Origin of the sequence: Lactobacillus psittaci DSM 15354 (genome assembly GCF_000425905.1) — a bacterium.
Classification (GTDB): Bacteria; Bacillota; Bacilli; order Lactobacillales; family Lactobacillaceae; genus Lactobacillus; species Lactobacillus psittaci.
Genome location: NZ_AUEI01000004.1, coordinates 191,108 through 212,208 on the forward strand (window position 1 = coordinate 191,108; position 21,101 = coordinate 212,208).

Consider the following 21,101-nt stretch of genomic DNA (forward strand, 5'->3'; position numbering starts at 1 on the left):
CTCCTTTATTTCAGTTTAAAAATTAGCTTCAAAATTCAAATTAACAGGTTGATCAAGCGCAACTTGTGTTATTTGATACGTTAAGGTTTCAATATATTCAACTAAAGGACGTGATAAAAGCTTATAATCCGCCTTATCCAAATCTTGGCCATCACCAAAATAATCCTTCAAAAACACCACTTGGGTAATCAAACCTGAAACTGTAAATTCACCAGGTTCAGGACTAACTTCAAACGGTACAGCAATTTCAAAGTAACTACCACCCTTAGTTTCAACCGGCTGGTTTTGCTCGTCACGTTTTTCAACCTGTCTCAATGCAATATTTACTTCTGACTTTGTTTCAGGCTTTTCATTCATATCATAATGAAAATTACGAACTAAAATATCAGTTTCTTTTGTAAAATCAACCATCTTATTCATCTCCTAAATTTCTTTCATATCGTTCGTGACGATTATAATCATCTTTCAATTTATCATTTTCATAGTGGTGACTAGTTTCAAGTCCTGGGAATTCTTGTTGTCTTAAAGCTTCCATTAACACCATCGCCACAGAATTAGATAAATTATAAGCTCTAATATGGTCAGACATTGGAATTCTTAAATTCCGGTCATAATACTCTCGCATAAATGTTTCTGGTAAACCAGTTGTTTCTTTACCAAAGACAAAGTAATAATTTTTATTATCATCAGTATATTGAATATCAGTATATGACTTTGATGAAAATTTAGAAATTAAATACATTTCATCATTAGGACCTAAAGTATCTAAGAAGGCTTTCAAATCATCATGCTTGCGAATATCAACTTTATCCCAATAATCTAGTCCAGCTCGCTTCATCTTTTTATTATCAAGTTGGAAACCTAAAGGTTCAATTAAATCTAAGACAGTATTTGTTCCAGCACAAGTTCTCGCAATATTACCAGTATTAGCTGGCATAAGAGGTTCAAATAAAACAACGTGATTAGTCATGGTTATCTATATCTCCTTTATTTAATTCTATTTTCGAATTGTTTTGGGTCTCAAATAAATCCTCATCATTATAAAAACGTGATACTTCACGGAAGTAGTTAAACGAACGTGTCACAATAATTTTAATCACAGCATAAATTGGAATTCCAAAAATTACGCCCGGTAATCCCCAAACAGCACTTGCCCCAATCAATAACAAAATTGTTGTTATTGGATGCATCTTCATTCGATTACCAACAACAAAAGGACTAATAAATCTTGTTTCAATCGTTTGTTCAATTACAAATACAATCAAAACATTTATCAACATCCCCCATGAAGTAATCGCTGCAATTATTAAAACTGGAATCAAGGCGATAAAAGTTCCGAAATATGGTATAAGCAACATAAAGGCAGCAAAAACTGCTAAAGCAGTTCCATATGGTAACCCAATTAAGTTATAACCAATAGCGTAGATGATTCCAACCCAAAAGGCAACTACAATTTGTCCTCTAACATAAGAGCCAACTGCCTCATTAATATCATGTAACATGCTAGAAAATCCATCTTGCCATCTTCTAGGAGCGAACTGAGTTAAGTAAGCATTTAGTTTATGACCATCTTTAAGCATATAAAATAAAACAAATGGTGCGGTTAACAAGGTCATAAATACAACACCAAAGACGCTAACAGCAGAAGAAATATTGCTAATTGCTAAATTAGCCGTATCTTGCCATGATTTAAAGACATTTTTCTCAATATTATTGATTGCTGCAAATAAGTTACTCTTAATTCCTTTAAAATGACTATCATGCAATAAATCTTGAGTAATATTATTAATACTTTTCCAAATTTTGGGCCAATTTCTGACTAAAGAATCAACTTGACTTTGAATCAACGGAATTAGTGAATTAATCATCCAAATTAAAAGTCCAAGGACAAGCAAAAATAAAAGTAAAATTGTAACTATTCTCGGAACTTTAAGTTTTTCTTGAAAAAAATCTACAACCGGGTTCATAAGATAATATTGAACTGTTGCCAAAATTATCGGTGGCAATACTGCAAATAAAAATATCCAAGCAGGTTGCAATACAAAAGAAATTTCATTAAATAACCAAATTATCAAAAAGAAAAGTAATATATTTAAAAGTGAAACCGTAAAACGATTATTCAAAAACCAATCTCTAAATAGGTTCATTCCTTTATTTTTCTTTTTTTCCATAAAAATAAACCCCTTTTTTCGTCTAAGAAAATTCTACCATAAAAAAGACCCGCTTATCTTTTAAATAAGCGAGTCACATAATTATTTACGATGGTAGAATAGCCATTTTCTTGCTTCTTCAATAAGAACAAGTGGAATTGGTATTACTAAAAGAATCAACCAATCACTCCAAGAAAGACTAGTTGTATTGAATACTTCTTGAATTCCCGGAGTTACAGTTAAAGCAAAGAATAAGACAATTTCGAACAGAATACCAGTCCAAATATGTTGATTTTGGAAAAGTCCTTTTTTAAAGACTGTAACCTTTTCAGTTCGGCAGTTAATAACATTAGCTATTTGAGCAAAGACAATCGCACCCAAAGTCATAGTTGTAGCTGCTACATAGAAATTGTTACCACTTGCTAAATGATTAATTGTATAACCTGAACGTAAGTTTACGAAATAATATGCCGCTACAGAAATTAATGCTTCAAGCAAACCATACCATAAAAAGCTCTTAAACAAAACCCGTTTATTAAGTAAGTGCTCTTTTCTGCTAATAGGAGCTTGCTTCATTACATCGGGATCACTAGGTTCAGCTCCCAATGCCAAAGCTGGCAACATATCAGTTCCAAGATCAATTGTTAAAATTTGCATAACAGTTAATGGTAACGGAATTGTACCGCCAGATAATAAGAATAAAACTGATGGAATTGCTTCAGGCACATTTGAAGACAAAATATATGTCAAAAACTTACGAATATTTGAATAAACAGTTCTTCCTTCTTCAATCGCTGCTACAATTGAAGCAAAGTTATCATCTGTCAAAATCATGTTAGCCGCATCTTTGGCAACGTCAGTTCCACTGAGCCCCATTGCTATACCAATATCAGCACGCTTAAGGGCAGGAGCATCATTTACTCCATCGCCAGTTGATGCAACAACTTCACCATTTTCTTGGAAAGTTTTGACAATCTTGTATTTTTGCTCAGGTGCAACACGAGCAAAAATAACTTCATCCTTAATAGCTTCTCTTAATTCGCTATCACTCATTTCATCAAGTTCACGCCCATCGATTACACGCGCCTTATCGCTGGTAATTCCAATTTTAACAGCAACAGTTTTTGCAGTGAGCTTTGAATCCCCTGTCACCATTACAACACGAATTTTGGCATCATGACAATGCTTAATTGCATCATAAATCTCTGGACGTGGTGGATCACTCATTGTCACTAACCCACTAAAGATTAACTCGCTTTCTGCATCTTTTAGGGTCATGGAGTTAATTGATTGATTATTATCAACAAGCTTAAATGCAAGCCCCATGCTCCGCAATCCTTGTGCAGCATAATCATGATTAAGTTGATCCATCTTTTGACGATCACTTGCAGTCAAAGGTCGAATCGCACCATTAACTTGAATCTGAGTACAATCTTTAATTAAGTCAGAATACGATCCCTTAACTAATACAATAGCACGTTCATCATTTAATTGATTGATGGTAGACATCTTTTTACGTTCAGAATCAAAAGTAAACTCACGTAAACGTGGCATCTTCAAAACTTCTTTATGGATATCATAACCAGCTTTTTGCGCCATGATAACAAGAGCTGCCTCGGTTGGTGTCCCCATAATTTTGTTTTTACCATCTTTATTTTCGATTGCGGTGTCATTATCTAAAGAAGCAATTTGCACAAGCCGCTTCAAATCAGGATGTTCATCATAGAACAACTGCTTGCCATTTAATTCAACTTGACCATTATTAACATAGCCGTCTCCAGAAACTGTAAATTCATCATTTAAAGTTCTGATATAGTGGATAGTCATTTGGTTTTGAGTTAAAGTACCAGTCTTATCTGAACAAATAACTGTGGTTTCACCTAAAGTTTCAACAGAATTAAGTTCTTTAACCAAAGCATGCTTCTTAGCCATCCGCTTAACCCCTTGAGCCAATGACAAAGTTACAGTTGGTAATAAACCTTCTGGAATAAAGGCAACAACCATTCCTAAACTGAAGATAAAGGCCTTAGCAAAAGGATACTTAACAAAAAATAGTGCACAAATAAAGAATGCTAACCCAATTGAAAAAGCAATAATTGAAATTTGTTTAGTCAAACGATTAAGTTCACGACTAAGTGGTGACTCAACTTTTTCTTGACTTTGAGTTAAATTGGCAATTTGACCTAATTCAGTATCCATCCCGGTGCTAAAACAAATAGCTGTAGCATTACCTGACACTGCAGTTGTTCCTGAATAAACTAAATTACTTTCAGCATATTTACCTTCACCAGGTTCAAAGCTATTTTTCTTGCTTTCAGGTACAGATTCCCCATTTAAAGCAGATTGGTCAACTTGCAAACTAGTTGATTTAATTATTCTTGCATCGGCTGGTACTTTACTACCTGCTTGTAAAGAAAATACATCACCTGGGACAATATTTTTAGCTTCAATTTGTTGCTTTTTACCATCTCGGTATACTTGAACATAACTTTCAAGCATCTTATTTAAAGCGTCCGTCGCTCTTTGAGCTTGTCGTTCCTGCCAAAAACTGAAAGTACCATTAATGATATTAACTAGCCAAATTGCAATACCTAATTCTAAAGTTCCTGAAACAATTGCAATAAAACCCGAAATCCATAATAAAATTGCCATCAAGGTGGTAAAGTTTTTAATAAATGTTTGCCACTGGCCTTGCTTCGGTGGGCGCTTAATTTCATTAAGGCCGTATTTTCGTAATCTTTCTTTGGCTTGTTCTGAACTTAATCCTGAAGCAGTAGATTTTAATGTGTGATAAACATCTTCAATTTCACTTTCAGCATAAAGTTCACGAATCTTTTTTTCGTCCACTTTATATTCCTCTTTCAAACTTTAAAGTTAAAATGTACTAACTTATTTTAACGCAAAAAAATTAACAAGCAATGATATACTAGGATAAAGTTAGAAGATTTCTAGGAGGGAAAGCGTAATGCAAGTTTTTATCGGAGGCTACACCAAAACTAGCTCCCAAGGAATATATCAAGCGAGCCTAAATAATGGAAAAGTTAGCGAATTCAACTTATGCCTACCAGAGAGTGGTCCTACCTATTTAAAAAAAGACGGTAATTATTTAATTTCTATCAGTAAAAAAGAAAATAAAGGTGGTATTGACCTTTTTGACTTAAGCAATAAAAAACTTAGATCATCTTTTTATTCTGATGGAGCTAGTCCAGCATATATTGGTATTAATCGCAAAGAAAAGCTCATTTTTACTGCTAATTATCACACCGCTTACCTTTCCGTCTTTTCATATCAAGATGGGAAGTTAAAGCTACTAGATCAAGTTAAACATCAAAATGACAATTTAGGCCCTAGACCTGAACAAGTTGATGGTGCCCATCCACATTTCTTTGACCAAACACCCAAAGGTAACTTAGTTAGTTGTGATTTAGGAAATGATAGTGTGGATTTCTACAGCTTTAAAAACAACTCACTAAAACACCAAGCTCAATACAAAAATGAACCTGGATTTGGTAGTAGGCATTTAGTTTTTACTAAAGATGGTAAACACTTCTTTGTAGCTGGAGAATTATCAAGTAAAATCAATCTTGTTGCATTTGACGAAGAAAATTGGCAGTTTAAAAATTTAGCTACTTATTCAACAATTCCAGCTGAATTTCATGAACATAATGGTGTTGCCGCAATCAGAATCTCAGATGATAATAAGTTTTTATACGTTTCAAATCGAGGCCATAATTCAATTACTGTATTCAAAATTGGCAAAGATTTTCAGTTAAAATTACTCCAAAGAATCTCAACATTTGGTGAATTTCCGCGTGATTTTAACTGGGATATGAGCCAAAAATGGGTGATTGCTGCTAATCAAAATTCAAATAATGCTACATTATATGAACGTAGCAGTGAATTAGGTACACTTGCATTAGTTCAAAAAGATATTAGTGTTCCAGAAGGAACTTGTGTTGTTTTTAGTGAGGATTAATATATGGTCATTATAAATATAATTAAAGCAATTATTTTAGGAATTATTGAAGGAATCACTGAATTTCTTCCTATTTCTTCTACTGGTCACCTCTATTTAGCTGACTATCTAGTTAAGTTAAACGAACCTAAATATTTTATTGATATGTTTATGGTTGTAATTCAACTTGGAGCGATTTTAAGCATTATCGTAATTTACTTTAGTAAACTTAATCCATTTTCATTAAAGAAGACTGCCCTCCAAAGAAAAAACACCTGGATTCTTTGGTTTAAAGTAGTAGTCGCTGTCATCCCAGCAATGATTGTTGGTTTACCTTTAAATAGCTGGTTAGAAGAAAACATGACAAATTGGCAAGTTATTAGCGCCACATTGATTATTTATGGTATTTTATTTATCATTTTGGAAAATTACTATAAAAATCGCCAAGCTAAATTTACTGATTTAAATAAAATTAGTTTTCAAATGGCCTTTTTAATTGGATGCTTTCAAGTACTTTCACTTATCCCAGGTACTTCTCGTTCAGGTGCAACAATTTTAGGTGCAATGTTAATTGGCGCTAGTCGTTATGTATCTGCCGAATTTTCATTTTTCTTAGCCATCCCTACTATGTTTGGGGCTTCACTTTTAAAAATAGTGAAATATATCAAAGCAGGACATACTTTTGCTGGTGATCAATTAATGGTCCTCTTAGTCGGAATGGTTGTCTCATTTGTAGTAGCTTATATTGCTGTAAAATTCTTATTGCGCTTTATTCAAACACACGACTTCAAGTCATTTGGTTGGTACCGAATTGTATTAGGTATTATAGTTATTTTAGCTGGAGTATTAAATTTCATTCATTAATGAGGTGTAATATATGCTTGAGTTATTACTATTACTTTTGGTAATTTATCTTTTATATAAACTTAGTATCGGATTAATTTATATCTTTAGTTTTTTTATCGCCATAGCATTTATTTTCTTTTTAGTTTCTTGGCTTTTGCTACCTGCATTAATTGTTGGAATTACTGGACTAGCACTAGTAGGTATCAAAAATATATTTAATAACTAAAGAAAAGCCGTAATTCATTAAAGCTGAATTACGGTCTTTTTGTATATTGGATTTTTATTGAGGAATATTAAAACTACACTTTTAGTAACAACTTATAAATATGGATTGAGTTTAAGAAATAAATAATAAGTTCATTGTTATTTGGGGAATATATATGAGGTTTTATAATTTGGGAGAATAATTGTTGTACTAAAATAGTGTAAGCTTTAAAATTAATTGGATTTTTTTCAGGAGTTTAAAAATTTGTCTTTACTATAGCCTTACCACCTTCCAAAAGTTACCAAGTTGAGGTAACCTACTAAATATTTTTTACTATCAAATTTTTGCTTCATTAGTTGCCTCCTTGCTTTTGATTTGATTATATAGTACAGCCGGTATTTGAAGAATTTGTGAAGAAGTAAATAATAAACTGCGAAATATTATGAATTTTTATAAATAAAAATAGAGTAAGTTTATAACTCACTCCATAAGTTCTGCATATCTATCGGTTCAGCAATTTGAATTTCTTGGATTTTATTTGTAAAGGGATCAGGAAAGCTAAGATAATAACAATTTAAAGCTTGTCTTGAAAAATCATCCTTTGCACCATATAATTCATCACCGTATAAAGGATGACCTAAATAAGACATATGAACTCTAATTTGATGCGTTCGCCCAGTTAGTAATTGGAGCTCAACTAAACTTGCGCCGTTTTTTTGCTCTAAAACCCGATACTTTGTCGCTGCATATTGTCCATCAACTTTAACAGCTCTTTTTACAGAACTACCTACTTTACCAATTGGGGCTTCAATTAGTCCTGTTAAGGTCTCAAAATTGCCATGGACGATTGCATGATATTTTTTGATAAAGACATCTTTTTTTAGTTCACTAAATTTTCCATGTGCTAAAGCATTACTTCCGATTAGAACTAACCCACTTGTATCACGATCTAATCTAGTAACAACGTGTGGCTTAAGAAATTTTTGTTCAGAACTTGGTCTTTTACTAAAATAACCTAACACTCGATTTACTAAAGCACTATCATCTTCATAACGCGAAGGAATTGATAATACACCAGCTTCTTTATTTATGACTAAATAATTCTCAGTCTCAAAACAAATATCAATCGGAGCATTAGAAGGCTTTAAATACTTATTAAGCTTTTCTTCCCCCATTGCAAAATAAACAAAATCGCCATTTTTTAAGATAAAGTTTGTATACCGTCTTTTTTTATTAACTAAAATCATGCCACCATTATGTTTGGCATTTAAAATCGCCTGTTTTGAAAAATGCTTACTTCCTAAAAAGGAACCCAATCTCTTGGGGTCCTTTTTTGTAACTTTAAATTTAAAAACTTTCATCATCAACCTGCCCAATAAAGCTATCTTTCACTCTTGACCAGAAATGGTGGTGTCCAAACTTATCAAACTTAATCTCTTGCTTACTAATACGGTAAATTACCTTCTGAACATGATCTACAGGGACTCTTTTTCCATCTACAATCAAAATCAAATTATGTTGATCGGCTGGCTCAATTGTAATCCATTCATCTGGCGCTATCACAACAGGAGATCCTATTGTTCTAAAAACTCGATTATTAATTGAGGCTACCTCAGTTAATTGTAAGGCCTTTAACCGAGGATGAATTACCGCTCCTCCTAACGACTTGCTATAAGCTGTCGATCCAGTTGGAGTAGACACACATAATCCATCACCACGAAAAGTTTCAAATAGCTCATCTTTAATCGCTACTTTTGCCACTAAAGTCTTAGAAATTCGCTTGATACTAGCTTCATTTAAAGCTAAAAAATGTCTTGGTTCATTATCAGTAATAACAATTAGCTCAAGTAAAGGATATGAACTGGTCAAAGGTTTTTCTTGGGTAAGAGCCTGAACCATTTTTTTCAAGTCAAAATTACGCCAATCAGTATAAAATCCCAGGTGCCCAGTATGGACACCAATAAATCGAACTCGATCTAGCTGGGCTTGATACTTATGAAAAGCTGAAATCATTGTACCATCACCACCAACTGAAATTACCACTTCAGGGTTTGTTCCATCAATTTCAATTCCCTGATCAAGTAATAATTTTTCTAATTGCTGTGCAACTAGTTGAGATTGTTTTCGAGGATTTTTAACAATTGCTACCTTCATACTTACTTGTTACCCTTACTTTGATTGAAAACTCGCTGTGCTTCTTGAACTTCTTTACGGATTTGATTCATTTCCTCATCTAGCTGATATGCTGCTTCAGCTGTTGATTTAAGCCGCTTTTGTACATCTTCTGGATATTTACCTTGATATTTATAGCTAAGCGTATGCTCAACTGTTGCCCAAAAATTCATTGCTAGCGTCCGAATTTGAATCTCGGCTAACAATTTTTTCTCCCCTTCAGGCAAATAAACAGTATATTCAATCACCATATGATATGACCGATAACCTGAAGGCTTGGCTGCATGAATATAATCTCTTTCTTCTAAAACCTGCATATCATTGCGTTCATGAATCAAGTCAACTACTCGATAAATATCATCTACAAATTGACACATAATTCTAATTCCAGCAATATCTTGCATGTCTGTTTCAATTAATTCTGGTGAAATCACTCTTCGAGTCATCTTTTCTCTAATTGACTCAATCGTTTTCACTCTACCAACAACGAACTCAATTGGTGAATGCTCACCCTTAGTTAAAAAGCCCTGTCTTAAATTGCGAAACTTGGTCTTTAATTCACGAACACATTCGTTGTATGGCCAAAGAAAAACATCCCAATTTTCCATTCGCCTGCTCCTTTAATTATTTTATTCAAACACAATCATTCTAACATATTAAGGTATAATAAGAGAGTATGGAGGTTAAAAATGAGTAAAAATCTTGAACTTGAATCAAAGACTTTAATTACACCTACTATTTATCAGAATATAGTTACTACCTTTGCTAAAGAAAATGAATTTTGGCAAAGCAATTATTATTTTGATGATACTAACAGTACTCTAAAAGCAGCTAAAATAAGTTTACGAATTCGACTTTATGATGATCACGCAGAACAGACAATGAAAATCCCTACGCCTAAAAAAAGTAACTTTCATAGTTCTGTTGAATTAACCGATGCTTTAACTTTAAGTGAGGCAGAATCCTTTTTAAAAAAAGTACAAACAGGGGATAATGCTAATTTCAACGGAAGTATCGGTCAATATTTAAAACAACACTTTCCAGATATCAACTTAAGATTATTTACATATTCCAAGACAAAACGTTGTCTCTTAAATGGACCTCAAAATTGTGAATTAACTTTAGATGAAACTCATTACCCTGATGGTTATTTTGACTTTGAACTTGAAATTGAAAATGATGATGCAGCTCTCATTCAAGCTGTATTACAGAAACTGAAACATGATTTTAATTTTGAAAAAATTCCTGAAAAAAAACATGAAAGCAAGATTGCTCGTGCAAGTAAACATAAAATTTAAAGCAAAAATCTAGCACTTACCTATATTCTTGTTTAAAATATAACTGAACAATAATTCGGAGGTTTAGATAACCATGTTTGAAGTTTTTATGTTTGTGAATCCAATTGGCACTTGTTGCTACCAAACTGAACAAACAATTATGAAAACTATGAAGGAAGCAAAAATAGCTACTCGCTATCAATTAATCCCTCTTGCAAATATGCATACGATTCAAAGTGATTTAATTCGAAAGCATCTTTGCCCATCAAATTTAACTATATTTAATCATGCTTCTGAAGCCACTTTTACTGCTCTTAAAACTTATCATGCAATTAAGATGGCATATGGCAATAAAAAAGCTCGTGCATTTTGTTTAAGACTCCAACATGCTATTAATGAACTAAATCAGCCATATTCATTAACTTTGGTTTTGAATTTATTTGCAGAATTAAAACTTGACGCAAGTAAAGTTCAAGCAGCAGAAGCATCACCATATTTGAAAGAATCGATTGCTGCAGATGAGAAATTAGCCCAAAAATGGCATATTAGAGATACACCTACAACTGTTATCTTCAATGATGAAGATGAAACTAGTGGACTTATCATTGAAGGTTTATTACCCTATGATGAATTAGTTCAAATTATTAATGGTGAAAATGATTTCACTTCTTTATCAGCTTCAATGATTGAACTTCATCCTAACAAACTTCGTTTACTTTAAAGCATTTACCTCAGGTAAATGCTTTTTTCTTTAAATATTGTTCTAAATTTGTAACTTCATTTATATTCCTTAAGTTTAAAAAAATCTCATCAGGTAATTGTTCAATACTAAGTTTATTTAAATAGAGTTCTTGGCCTAAGCGTAAGCCCAAATTCGTTTTTTGCTGAAGTTGCTTAGCTAAATATTGTCGTTCAATCAAAGGATTTAACTGATATTTAAATTTTTCACCTTCAAATTTCCAAAGTTGAACTAAGCCCAAATCATCTAAAGGAAAGATTTGAGTCAAGAAAAAGACTTTATTAGAAATCGGGGCTAACATTATTTGATATTTTAAACGCAAAATAGCTTTCCAAGGATCAATCTCAATTAAATACGTTCCCCACTTTTCATTTCTCCGAAAAAAAATTACTTGAGTCTTCTTTAGCTTTTCTTTTAAATAATGTCTTTTACCTACTATCCATAAATCTAATATTCCTAATTTCTGATAAAGTTGATGACGATGGGTAAATTCCTGTTCATTTAATGGTGCACATTGAATTTCAATCGCCAATTTAGAACTTGCTAATATATCTGCCCTTAATTCATTTTCAGATAGTGATACTTCAGTTTTGGCCTTAAAACCAGCAGCTGTTAAAGCTGTTTTCATTAATAGTTTACTTTGAAGATGCTCTTCCTTTTCACCAGCTTGATGTGCAGAACGATAATGCTTAAAAAACGCATTCTTATTTTCAGAAATAATCAAAACCACTTTTTTATTACACTTGGGGCAACGATATAAATCATAATTTAATCGTTTAACTTGTTTTTGAACTAATATTGCTTCCTCAACAGCAGATACTAGTTTTTTATTTAATAATGCTGCATACATTTTTAACACCTCAGTGTTATATACGCAAAAAAGGCCAGATTTTATCTGACCTTTTTAAATTTATTTGAAATAGTAGCTAATTTTTCCTAATGCATCCTGTTGTATCAAACATCTACCACTAAATTTTAAATTTTCAGGCTTAATATCGTTATTTTCACAACCATATTCTAAGAAAATTGCCCAAAGTTGACTTCTTATAGCTTCTCTGTCCGGAGTTTCGGGAGCTAAATCTGTAACAAGCAACATGAATTGATTATTAAATTGATATAATGTCGAACCGAGTTGATGATTACTTGGTAACATATCAGCTAAATCGGCAATTAAATCAATATCATTAAAGATAAAAATACATTGACTTTTTACTTCTGGATTAACTTGGGCTTCTGCTTCATTATTATCTTTTAAATTAGAAAGTACTTCATTATTTAAAAAATCACCTAAATCTGCGCCACCTTTAGACTTAGCTACAAGTAAATCCAGTCCATTTTTATTTGGAATAACCTGAAATGCCACTGGTTGACTATCTACAAACTCACGACTGGTATCCGCTTCCTCTAAAACAGAGTACAGAAAGTCTTGAATCTTGCTCTTATTGCCAAGTAAATCCAGCATTCCAATACCGCGCTCTTTTAATTCCGCTGTTGTTAGACGAATTCGTAAAGTATTTTCATTAATGCGATTTACTTCCAAATTAGGCACCTCACTTTCTTCTATATCTATTGTAACCTAAATCAATTATAAAAGAAAAACGTCAGCCTAACTAGACTGACGTCATATTCAAATTATAAATCTGCCATTTTTTGAGCTTTTACCAATTCCAAACGGCGAACCTTTCTTGGTAAGAAGCGACGAATTTCATCATCATTATATCCAACTTGTAAACGACGATTATCCATAATAATTGGTCTTCTTAATAAACTTGGATTATTCTGAACTAAATCTAGTAACTGATCAATTGATAACTCGTCTAAATCAACATGCAATTCTTGAAATGCGCGTGAACGTGTTGAAATTATTTCTTCAGTACCATTTTCAGTTAGTCGAAGAATATTTACTATTTCTTCTTTGCTAAGTGGATCTGAAAAGATATTTCTTTCTTTAAAAGGAATATTATGTTTTTTTAGCCACGCTCTTGCCTTACGACATGAAGTACAGCTTGATGAAACATATAAATTAATCATATTATTCACGCTCCTTAAATAACAGCATTAATTACCTGTAATTTTATTATACACCATAAAAAAACTTTTTAAAAGCTAATTTTTTACTAATTCTTTTAATCATTATCTTTTAACTATTCTCATTTTATTATTTAAATTTGAATATTCTATGAAGTTCTAGTATAAAAAAAGAATTTACCCTAATTGGTAAATTCTTTTTCGATTAATCGAGATTAAGCTTACTCATTAATTCTTGAACTAACTTTTCATTATCTTCGTTAGTTTTTGATTCATTAATTGCCTTGTCTACTAAGCCTTCTAAGTCCTTAGTATCAAGCTTCTTCATTTGACTTCTAATACGTAAGATTGAAGTAGCACTCATTGAGTATTCATCAAGACCCATTGCTAAAAGTAGTGGGAACATTACTGAATCACCAGCTGCTTCACCACACATACCACACCAAATTCCGTTATCATGAGCAGCATCAATAGTGTGCTTAATCAAACGAAGTAGTGAAGGGTTGTAAGGTTGGTATAAGTATGAAACATGTTCATTACCACGGTCAGCCGCAAAGGTGTATTGAATCAAGTCGTTGGTACCAATTGAGAAGAAGTCAACTTCCTTAGCGAATTGGTCCGCTAAAATAGCTGCTGCTGGAACTTCAATCATCATCCCAACTTGAATGTCATCACCAATCTTAACACCCTTAGCAACTAATTTTTCTTTTTCTTCGTTGAAGATAGCCTTAGCCTTGTGAAGTTCAGCTAAAGTACCGATCATTGGGAACATGATACCCAAACGACCATAAGCTGAAGCTCTAAGTAAGGCTCTTAATTGAGTACGGAAGATTTGATCTTCCTTCAAAGAAATTCTAATTGCACGGTAACCTAAGAATGGATTCATTTCTTCTGGTAATGGTAAGTAAGGTAAGTGCTTATCCCCACCAATATCCATGGTACGAATTACCACTTGCTTACCCTTCATACCTTCAATGACCTTCTTGTATGCTTCAAATTGATCATCTTCAGATGGTAATTCACTAGAATTCATATATAAGAATTCAGTTCTGTATAAACCAACTGCTTCTGCACCATTTTCAAGCACACCAGCCATATCATCAGGGGTACCAATATTAGCAGCAATGGTAAAATGTTTGCCATCCTTAGTTTGAGAAGGAGCATCCTTTAATTTCTTCCATTCTGCTTTTTGCTTTAAGAAAGCTTCACCTTTTTGCTTGTAATCAGCAACTTCGCTATCTGAAGGTTCAACTACAGCCAAGCCATCTAATCCATCTACAACTACCATTTGACCATCTTTAACATCACTAGTAATTGTATCAGTACCTACAACGGCTGGCAATTCAAGTGAACGTGCCATAATTGCTGAGTGAGCTGTTCTACCACCAATATCAGTAATAAAGCCCTTAACGTAGTCTTTATTTAATTGAGCGGTATCACTTGGGGTCAAGTCATGAGCAATGATGATAACTTCATGATCAATTGCTGCAGGATTTGGTAAATTCTTCCCTAATAAGTGTGCCATCATTCTCTTTGAAACATCACGAACATCAGCAGCACGTTCTTGCATATATGCATTGTCAGTCATGCCTTCAAAGATTGTGATAAATTTTTGACTAGTTTCATCAAGTGCAAATTCGGCGTTAACTTTTGAATCCTTAATTTCTTGTTCGATTGCCCCAATAAATTCAGGGTCATTCAAGATCATTAAGTGAGCTTCAAAAACTTGAGCTTCATCTTCACCCAAATTTTCTTTAGCGATATCGCGAACGCTCTCAACATCCTTAATTGAAGTATTTACAGCCTTTTGGAACCGAGCCACTTCTTGATCTACATCAGTAACTGAAGTTTTAGAAAACGAAAGGTCAGGTTCAACCAAACGATACGCAGGCGCAACTGCAATACCATCACTGGCTGCAATACCCTTTAGTGTTTTCGTCATTATTCAGCTAAACCTTCCTTTTTCATTGTGTCAGCAATAGCTGCAATTGCGTCAGCAGCATCATCACCGTCGGCAGTAATTGCTACATCTGCATCCTTACCAACACCAAGTGACATTACACCCATGATTGACTTAAGGTTTACTGATTTACCATTGTATTCTAAGCTAATATCTGAGCTAAATTTTGAAGCAGCTTGAACTAATAAAGTTGCAGGACGTGCGTGAATACCAGTTTCGGCAATAATGTGAAATTCGCGTTTTTCCATAATAAAAGTCTCCTTAATTTGTAATAATAAAATACCCGTACGTTAAATAGAGTAACATGTTTCAGAAGCTAAAACAACCGCCAATGTAAATGTTTTCAGCGTTATATCTTTTCATTTTTTAAATGATAAATTATTGCCCCGCCACGTAGAGCCCTGCCAGTAATATTTTGTCTTTTGGCATAAGTGCGTAAAACTTTCTGAAATTCGAAAGCATTTTCAGCCTCTACTCGATATTCTTTGATTTCTCCATTAATTAGTTGATCTAAAATCTTACTTATTTCTTCCATAATTTTTCCCTTCAATTACAAATAAAATTCCCAAGCAACCGCTATAAACCTATTTTCCCGTTTTTTTAAATGAAATCAAGTTTTAGCACTTGACCCTTTTGAGTGCTAAAACTATAATTTAGGTAAATGAATAGAAAGGCGGAAACTCAATGTTATGTCAAAATTGTCATGAGCGTCCTGCCTCCATTCACCTTTATACCAAGGTCAATGGACAAAGTCGCGAAATTGCCTTATGTGGGCAATGTTATCAAAAATTAAGATCAGAACAAGGAAATAACGCTATGAACAACGATGAAAATAATGAATTCTTTGGAAATTTTGATGATTTATTTAAAGCTTTCAATGAAAGTCAAAGAGATAACTTTCAAAATCCTAACATGCAAGCCCAACGTGGTGGCAGAAACAATGGTAATAACTCCATCTTAGACCAATATGGTACCGATTTAACTGATTTAGCTAAAAAGGGCAAAATTGATCCAGTAATTGGACGAGATAAAGAAATTGCTCGTGTAATTGAAATCTTGAATCGAAGAACTAAAAATAATCCTGTTTTAATTGGTGAAGCTGGTGTTGGTAAAACGGCAGTTGTTGAAGGGTTAGCTCAAGAAATAGTTGATGGCAGTGTTCCAGCTAAACTTCAAAACAAGCGGATTGTTTCGCTTAACATTGTCTCAATGGTTCAAGGTACTGGCGTTCGTGGTCAATTTGAGCAAAGAATGCAACGCCTGATTAAAGAATTACAAAGCAACCCAGATTTAATTTTATTTATTGACGAAATTCACCAAATTGTTGGTGCCGGTAACGCCGAAGGCGGTATGGATGCGGGGAACATTATCAAGCCTGCCCTTGCTCGTGGTGACTTCCAATTAGTTGGTGCTACTACAATTAAAGAATACCGTGAAATTGAAAAAGACTCTGCCCTTGCTCGCCGCTTCCAACCAGTTGAAGTTAAAGAACCAAGTGTAGATGAAACTATTCGAATTTTGCATGGTATTCAAAAACGTTATGAAGACTATCACCATGTTCATTACACTGATAGTGCAATTGAAAGTGCAGTTAAACTCTCATCACGCTATATCCAAGACCGTTATCTTCCTGATAAAGCGATTGACTTACTCGATGAAGCCGGTTCAAGAATGAACCTCACTATTCCTTATGTTGACAAAGAAAAAATTAAGGAACGAATTGATGCAGCACAAGAATTAAAGCAAGAAGCCTTAAAAAATGAAGACTATGAAAAAGCTGCTTACTACCGTGACCAAATTGAAAAGTATGACAAGATGAAAGATCAAAAAGTTGATCCAGACAAATCTCCTGTCATTACCGATAAGATTATGAATAAGATTGTCGAAGAAAAGACTGGCATCCCGGTTGGTGATATTCAAAAGCAAGAAGAAAACCAATTGCAAAACTTGGCTAGTGACTTAAAAGCAAGCGTTATTGGTCAAGATAAGGCTGTTGAACAAGTTGCTCGTGCAATTCGTCGTAATCGGATTGGTTTTAATAAATCCGGTCGTCCAATTGGATCATTCTTATTTGTTGGGCCAACTGGTGTAGGTAAAACTGAACTTGCTAAGCAAGTGGCTTTGAAGATGTTTGGTTCAACTGACGCCATGATTCGTTTCGACATGTCAGAATACATGGAACAATATTCAGTTTCTAAGTTAATTGGTTCAGCACCAGGATATGTCGGTTACGAAGAAGCTGGTCAATTGACCGAACGCGTTCGTCACAACCCATATAGCTTGATTTTACTTGACGAAATTGAAAAAGCTCACCCTGATGTCTTAAACCTCTTCTTGCAAATCTTAGATGATGGGCGTTTAACTGATTCACAAGGTCGAACTGTTTCATTCAAGGATACAATCATTATTATGACTTCTAATGCTGGTCAAGGTATTAAGAATGCCAGTGTTGGATTTACTGCTGAAGCAAATCCAAGTAAAGAATCAACTCGTTCATCTATGAGTCAATTCTTTAAACCAGAATTTTTAAACCGTTTAGATGATGTCATCGAATTTAATCCACTCTCTAAAGAAGACCTTCTCAAGATTGTTGACTTAATGATTGCTAAAACCAATAGCATGATTAGTGATCAAGGCTTGCATATTGATGTTACTGATGCAGCTAAAGAAAAATTAGTAAAAGAAGGTTATGAACCTAGTCTCGGTGCAAGACCTCTACGTCGGACAATTCAAGAAGAGATTGAAGACAAAGTTGCCGACTTTAAGCTTGATCATCCAGATGTAAAGAGTTTTGTTGCTGATTCAGTTAACGATGAGATTACTATTTCAGCTAAAGAAGATGAATAAAAAAAGCACCTTCGGGTGCTTTTTTTGTGAACGAATATCTGAATTTAAGGTATACTGGAAATAGAAAGATTTAGAAAGACGCTGGTGAAAAATATGCATTTAATTGACGTTACAAATACTTATTCCGATTTGGTTCAAAATCAGCTTAATTCAACTAATGCTCAATATGTAAAAGTATATTCACTTGGTAATTCCTCAGTCGTTTATACTGAAACTGATGTCGATATTGAAATTGTTATTGAAAATCATAATCGTAAAATCAAGGATGAAGAAGTTGATTTCTTGGTTCGTCGATTAATTCATGATGATCGTAGTTACAACGTTACCGTCGACAGTAGTAAGAAAGTTATTGCTATCACTTGTAAAAAATAATTAAGCAAAAAAAACAAGCTATGAATTTCATAGCTTGTTTTTTATTACAACTTTTCAGTTAATTTTACATCTGGATACTTATCATGGAACCAGCGCATTGCAAATTCATTTTCAAATAAGAACAATGGCTTGTCATATCGATCCTTAACTAAGAGGTTTCTTGATGATGACATCTTTGGATCAAGTTGCTCTGGATCAATCCAGCGTGCAACCCTCTTACCAAGTGAAGTCATTTCTACTTCTGAATTATATTCATTTTGCATTCTAAACTTAAAGACTTCAAATTGAAGTTGACCAACTGCACCTAAAATATATTCATCAGTGTTGAAGTTACGATATAACTGAACCGCACCTTCTTGAACTAATTGATTCATCCCCTTGTGGAATGACTTTTGCTTCATAACATTCTTAGCTGTTACGCGCATAAATAATTCTGGCGTAAATTCTGGAAGTGGTTCATAAACAATCTTACGTTTGCCAGCATAGATACTATCTCCGATTTGGAAATTACCAGTATCATATAACCCAACGATATCACCAGCAACAGCCTTAGATACTTGAACACGCTCACTGGACATGAATTCAGTCGCATTGTTTAAACGAACTGCCTTGCCAGTTCTTGCTAAAGTTACATCAAGGCCCTTTTCAAATTCACCACTACCAATTCTGACAAAGGCAATCCGGTCACGGTGGTTAGGATTCATATTAGCTTGAATCTTAAAGATAAAACCTGAAAATTCATCATCATCTGGTTTAAGTTCTTCATCATCATTAACCTTGTGGCTACTTGGAGCTGGAGCTAAATCAACAAAGCTCTTCAAGAAAGTTTCAACCCCAAAGTTAGTCAAGGCTGAACCAAAGAAGACTGGAGTTTGCTCACCAGCTAATACTTTATCTTCATCGAAAGTATTCCCAGCTTCTTTAATTAATTCAATTTCATCTAAGGCTGAAAGGTACAAACTATCTTGACTTAATTCTTCACTTTCAGGTAATTTACCATCACTATCTAGGTCGATAAAGCGGTCATCACCATCTTTACGATAAAGCTCTACCCGGTTATTTTGAATATCGTATAACCCCTTTAAGCTCTTGCCAGAACCAATTGGCCAATTCATCGCAACGCCTTCGATACCTAAGATATCTTCTAGCTCAGCTACTAAATCTAAGCCATCGCGACCATCACGGTCAAGCTTGTTCATAAAGGTAAAGATAGGAATTCCACGTTTACGGACGACTTTGAAAAGCTTCTTAGTTTGTGGTTCGATACCCTTGGCTGAGTCAATTACCATGACCGCAGCGTCAACTGCCATTAATGTCCGGTAGGTATCTTCTGAAAAGTCTTGGTGCCCGGGTGTATCAAGGATGTTAATTCTCTTACCTTCATATTCAAACTGCATTACCGAACTAGTAACAGAAATACCACGCTTTTTTTCAATTTCCATCCAGTCACTAGTTGCAAAGTGGCCTGACTTACGCGCCTTAACTGTACCAGCACTTCTAATAACCCCACCAAACAAAAGCATTTGTTCTGTAATTGTTGTTTTACCAGCATCGGGGTGGGAAATAATTGCAAAGGTCCGACGCTTATTAACTTGATCTAATAACTTTTCTGCCATTAATCCTCTATTTCTTCTTTCTTTTTATCTGGAATTGTTAAAAGTAAGGTAAGAATTCTTGATCCTTTCATCCTTCTAGTCGTTAAAACCATACCATTATCAAGACGCACACTTAACTTTTCGCCTTTAGCAGGTATCATCCCTAATTTAGTGATGACATACCCCGCAACGGTATCAACATCTTCCATTTCTAAATCAGTATCAAATTCTTCATTAAAATCATCTAGTGGCATCTTACCATAGATAACATACTTATTTTCGGAAAGTTGGGTAAACAAGACTTCTGCTGTGTCAACTTCGTCATCAATATCACCAACAATTTCTTCGATTAAGTCTTCAATGGTTGCTAAGCCGACCACGCCACCATATTCATCTGTCAAAATGGCGATTTGCTGTTGTCGTTTTTGCATTTCTACTAACAAATCACTTAATTCAATAGTTTCTGGTGCGAATAATGGCTTATACATTACATCTTGGTAATTCAAATTTTCAAAGCCAACTTTATGAGCTTTTCTTAAAACAGACCGAATATGAATTACCCCTACAATCTTATCCTTGTCTTGGTCATAAACCGGAATTCTAGAGTAAGGTTCATGTAAAATACTATCTAAATTATCTTGAAAGCTATCATTAATATCAACCATAAATGCATCTGGGCGTGGCACCATTACTTCACGAGCCATCTTCCCTTGGAAGTTTAATAATCCTGAAAACATTGAATATTCAGTATCATTAATTTCTGTTTTTTGATGCAAATCTTCTATTTCTTTGCCCAGTTTTTCTAAAGTACTATCTTCTTTTTCATGAGCAAAATGTTTCTTTAAATTTTCGAAGAAGCCAGTCGCCGCCGGGTCACTACTCATCTTCTTATTTCTCACTTTCTTTACAAAAATTATAGTTTCTCATTAATTAAATTATTATACCATAGCTTACA

22 protein-coding genes are annotated in these 21,101 nt (G+C 34.0%); 7 read left to right on the top strand and 15 right to left on the bottom strand.

Annotated features, from left to right (window positions below; genetic code table 11):
* Positions 1–15: 15 nt before the first annotated feature.
* From H628_RS0100925 to H628_RS0100940, 4 genes are all read right to left on the bottom strand, one after another.
* Entirely contained in the window at positions 16–420 is a 405-nt protein-coding gene (locus H628_RS0100925; RefSeq protein WP_027824757.1) for a DUF1149 family protein, read from the bottom strand.
* The gene (locus H628_RS0100930; RefSeq protein WP_027824758.1) at positions 413–970 is read right to left on the bottom strand and encodes a tRNA (cytidine(34)-2'-O)-methyltransferase; all 558 of its coding nucleotides are present in this window, start codon (positions 968–970) and stop codon (positions 413–415) included. The genes H628_RS0100925 and H628_RS0100930 overlap by 8 nt, the downstream gene beginning before the upstream one ends.
* A complete protein-coding gene (locus H628_RS0100935; RefSeq protein ID WP_027824759.1) occupies positions 963–2,171 on the bottom strand; it encodes an AI-2E family transporter in 1,209 nt (402 codons plus the stop codon). The genes H628_RS0100930 and H628_RS0100935 overlap by 8 nt, the downstream gene beginning before the upstream one ends.
* A gap of 81 nt (positions 2,172–2,252) precedes the next feature.
* On the bottom strand, positions 2,253–4,997 hold the full coding sequence (locus H628_RS0100940; protein WP_027824760.1) for a cation-translocating P-type ATPase: 2,745 nt from the start codon (positions 4,995–4,997) through the stop codon (positions 2,253–2,255).
* 118 nt (positions 4,998–5,115) lie between these two features.
* On the opposite strand from H628_RS0100940, the gene H628_RS0100945 reads away from it, so the two are divergent.
* From H628_RS0100945 to H628_RS0100955, 3 genes are read left to right on the top strand one after another with little or no spacing between them, the layout of a single operon-like run.
* The gene (locus tag H628_RS0100945; RefSeq protein WP_027824761.1) at positions 5,116–6,126 is read left to right on the top strand and encodes a lactonase family protein; all 1,011 of its coding nucleotides are present in this window, start codon (positions 5,116–5,118) and stop codon (positions 6,124–6,126) included.
* Between the two features lie 3 nt (positions 6,127–6,129).
* Positions 6,130–6,969, top strand: coding sequence for an undecaprenyl-diphosphate phosphatase (locus H628_RS0100950; RefSeq protein ID WP_081662429.1), 840 nt, complete (start codon positions 6,130–6,132; stop codon positions 6,967–6,969).
* 13 nt (positions 6,970–6,982) lie between these two features.
* Positions 6,983–7,177: a hypothetical protein gene (locus tag H628_RS0100955; RefSeq protein WP_027824763.1), complete on the top strand. Its 195-nt coding sequence runs from the start codon at positions 6,983–6,985 to the stop codon at positions 7,175–7,177.
* 452 nt (positions 7,178–7,629) lie between these two features.
* Here the strand turns inward: H628_RS0100955 and H628_RS0100960 are convergent, their stop codons facing one another.
* The 3 genes from H628_RS0100960 to yjbM are packed head-to-tail and all read right to left on the bottom strand — an operon-like array spanning position 7,630 to position 9,936.
* Positions 7,630–8,520 (bottom strand): RluA family pseudouridine synthase, encoded by an 891-nt coding sequence (locus tag H628_RS0100960; RefSeq protein WP_027824764.1) that lies wholly within the window; start codon positions 8,518–8,520, stop codon positions 7,630–7,632.
* Positions 8,504–9,310 carry an NAD kinase gene (locus H628_RS0100965; RefSeq protein ID WP_027824765.1) on the bottom strand — a complete coding sequence of 269 codons (807 nt, stop codon included), beginning with the start codon at positions 9,308–9,310 and terminating at the stop codon, positions 8,504–8,506. Before H628_RS0100965 ends, H628_RS0100960 begins: the two co-directional genes overlap by 17 nt.
* A gap of 2 nt (positions 9,311–9,312) precedes the next feature.
* Positions 9,313–9,936, bottom strand: coding sequence for a GTP diphosphokinase (gene yjbM / locus H628_RS0100970; RefSeq protein WP_027824766.1), 624 nt, complete (start codon positions 9,934–9,936; stop codon positions 9,313–9,315).
* 81 nt (positions 9,937–10,017) lie between these two features.
* On the opposite strand from yjbM, the gene H628_RS0100975 reads away from it, so the two are divergent.
* Entirely contained in the window at positions 10,018–10,626 is a 609-nt protein-coding gene (locus H628_RS0100975; RefSeq protein WP_027824767.1) for a CYTH domain-containing protein, read from the top strand.
* A gap of 73 nt (positions 10,627–10,699) precedes the next feature.
* A complete protein-coding gene (locus H628_RS0100980; protein ID WP_027824768.1) occupies positions 10,700–11,326 on the top strand; it encodes a DsbA family protein in 627 nt (208 codons plus the stop codon).
* A gap of 10 nt (positions 11,327–11,336) precedes the next feature.
* Here H628_RS0100980 and H628_RS0100985 read toward each other — a convergent pair whose 3' ends face one another.
* From H628_RS0100985 to H628_RS0101010, 6 genes are all read right to left on the bottom strand, one after another.
* The gene (locus H628_RS0100985; protein ID WP_027824769.1) at positions 11,337–12,194 is read right to left on the bottom strand and encodes a competence protein CoiA; all 858 of its coding nucleotides are present in this window, start codon (positions 12,192–12,194) and stop codon (positions 11,337–11,339) included.
* 60 nt (positions 12,195–12,254) lie between these two features.
* On the bottom strand, positions 12,255–12,884 hold the full coding sequence (locus H628_RS0100990) for an adaptor protein MecA (protein ID WP_027824770.1): 630 nt from the start codon (positions 12,882–12,884) through the stop codon (positions 12,255–12,257).
* Between the two features lie 92 nt (positions 12,885–12,976).
* Positions 12,977–13,375 (bottom strand): transcriptional regulator Spx, encoded by a 399-nt coding sequence (gene spx, locus H628_RS0100995; protein ID WP_027824771.1) that lies wholly within the window; start codon positions 13,373–13,375, stop codon positions 12,977–12,979.
* Positions 13,376–13,577: 202 nt separating this feature from the next.
* On the bottom strand, positions 13,578–15,314 hold the full coding sequence (gene ptsP / locus H628_RS0101000) for a phosphoenolpyruvate--protein phosphotransferase (RefSeq protein ID WP_027824772.1): 1,737 nt from the start codon (positions 15,312–15,314) through the stop codon (positions 13,578–13,580).
* Positions 15,314–15,580: a phosphocarrier protein HPr gene (locus tag H628_RS0101005; protein ID WP_027824773.1), complete on the bottom strand. Its 267-nt coding sequence runs from the start codon at positions 15,578–15,580 to the stop codon at positions 15,314–15,316. Before H628_RS0101005 ends, ptsP begins: the two co-directional genes overlap by 1 nt.
* Positions 15,581–15,681: 101 nt before the next feature.
* Positions 15,682–15,867 carry a hypothetical protein gene (locus H628_RS0101010; protein ID WP_027824774.1) on the bottom strand — a complete coding sequence of 62 codons (186 nt, stop codon included), beginning with the start codon at positions 15,865–15,867 and terminating at the stop codon, positions 15,682–15,684.
* A gap of 149 nt (positions 15,868–16,016) precedes the next feature.
* Here H628_RS0101010 and H628_RS0101015 point away from each other — a divergent pair, with 149 nt between their 5' ends.
* A complete protein-coding gene (locus H628_RS0101015) occupies positions 16,017–18,179 on the top strand; it encodes an ATP-dependent Clp protease ATP-binding subunit (protein WP_027824775.1) in 2,163 nt (720 codons plus the stop codon).
* 93 nt (positions 18,180–18,272) lie between these two features.
* Positions 18,273–18,551: a DUF1827 family protein gene (locus tag H628_RS0101020; RefSeq protein WP_027824776.1), complete on the top strand. Its 279-nt coding sequence runs from the start codon at positions 18,273–18,275 to the stop codon at positions 18,549–18,551.
* 44 nt (positions 18,552–18,595) lie between these two features.
* Here the strand turns inward: H628_RS0101020 and H628_RS0101025 are convergent, their stop codons facing one another.
* On the bottom strand, positions 18,596–20,167 hold the full coding sequence (locus H628_RS0101025) for a peptide chain release factor 3 (protein ID WP_027824777.1): 1,572 nt from the start codon (positions 20,165–20,167) through the stop codon (positions 18,596–18,598).
* Complete coding sequence (locus H628_RS0101030; protein WP_027824778.1) at positions 20,167–21,030, bottom strand: hemolysin family protein; 864 nt, start codon at positions 21,028–21,030, stop codon at positions 20,167–20,169. The genes H628_RS0101025 and H628_RS0101030 overlap by 1 nt, the downstream gene beginning before the upstream one ends.
* Between the last annotated feature and the right edge of the window lie 71 nt (positions 21,031–21,101).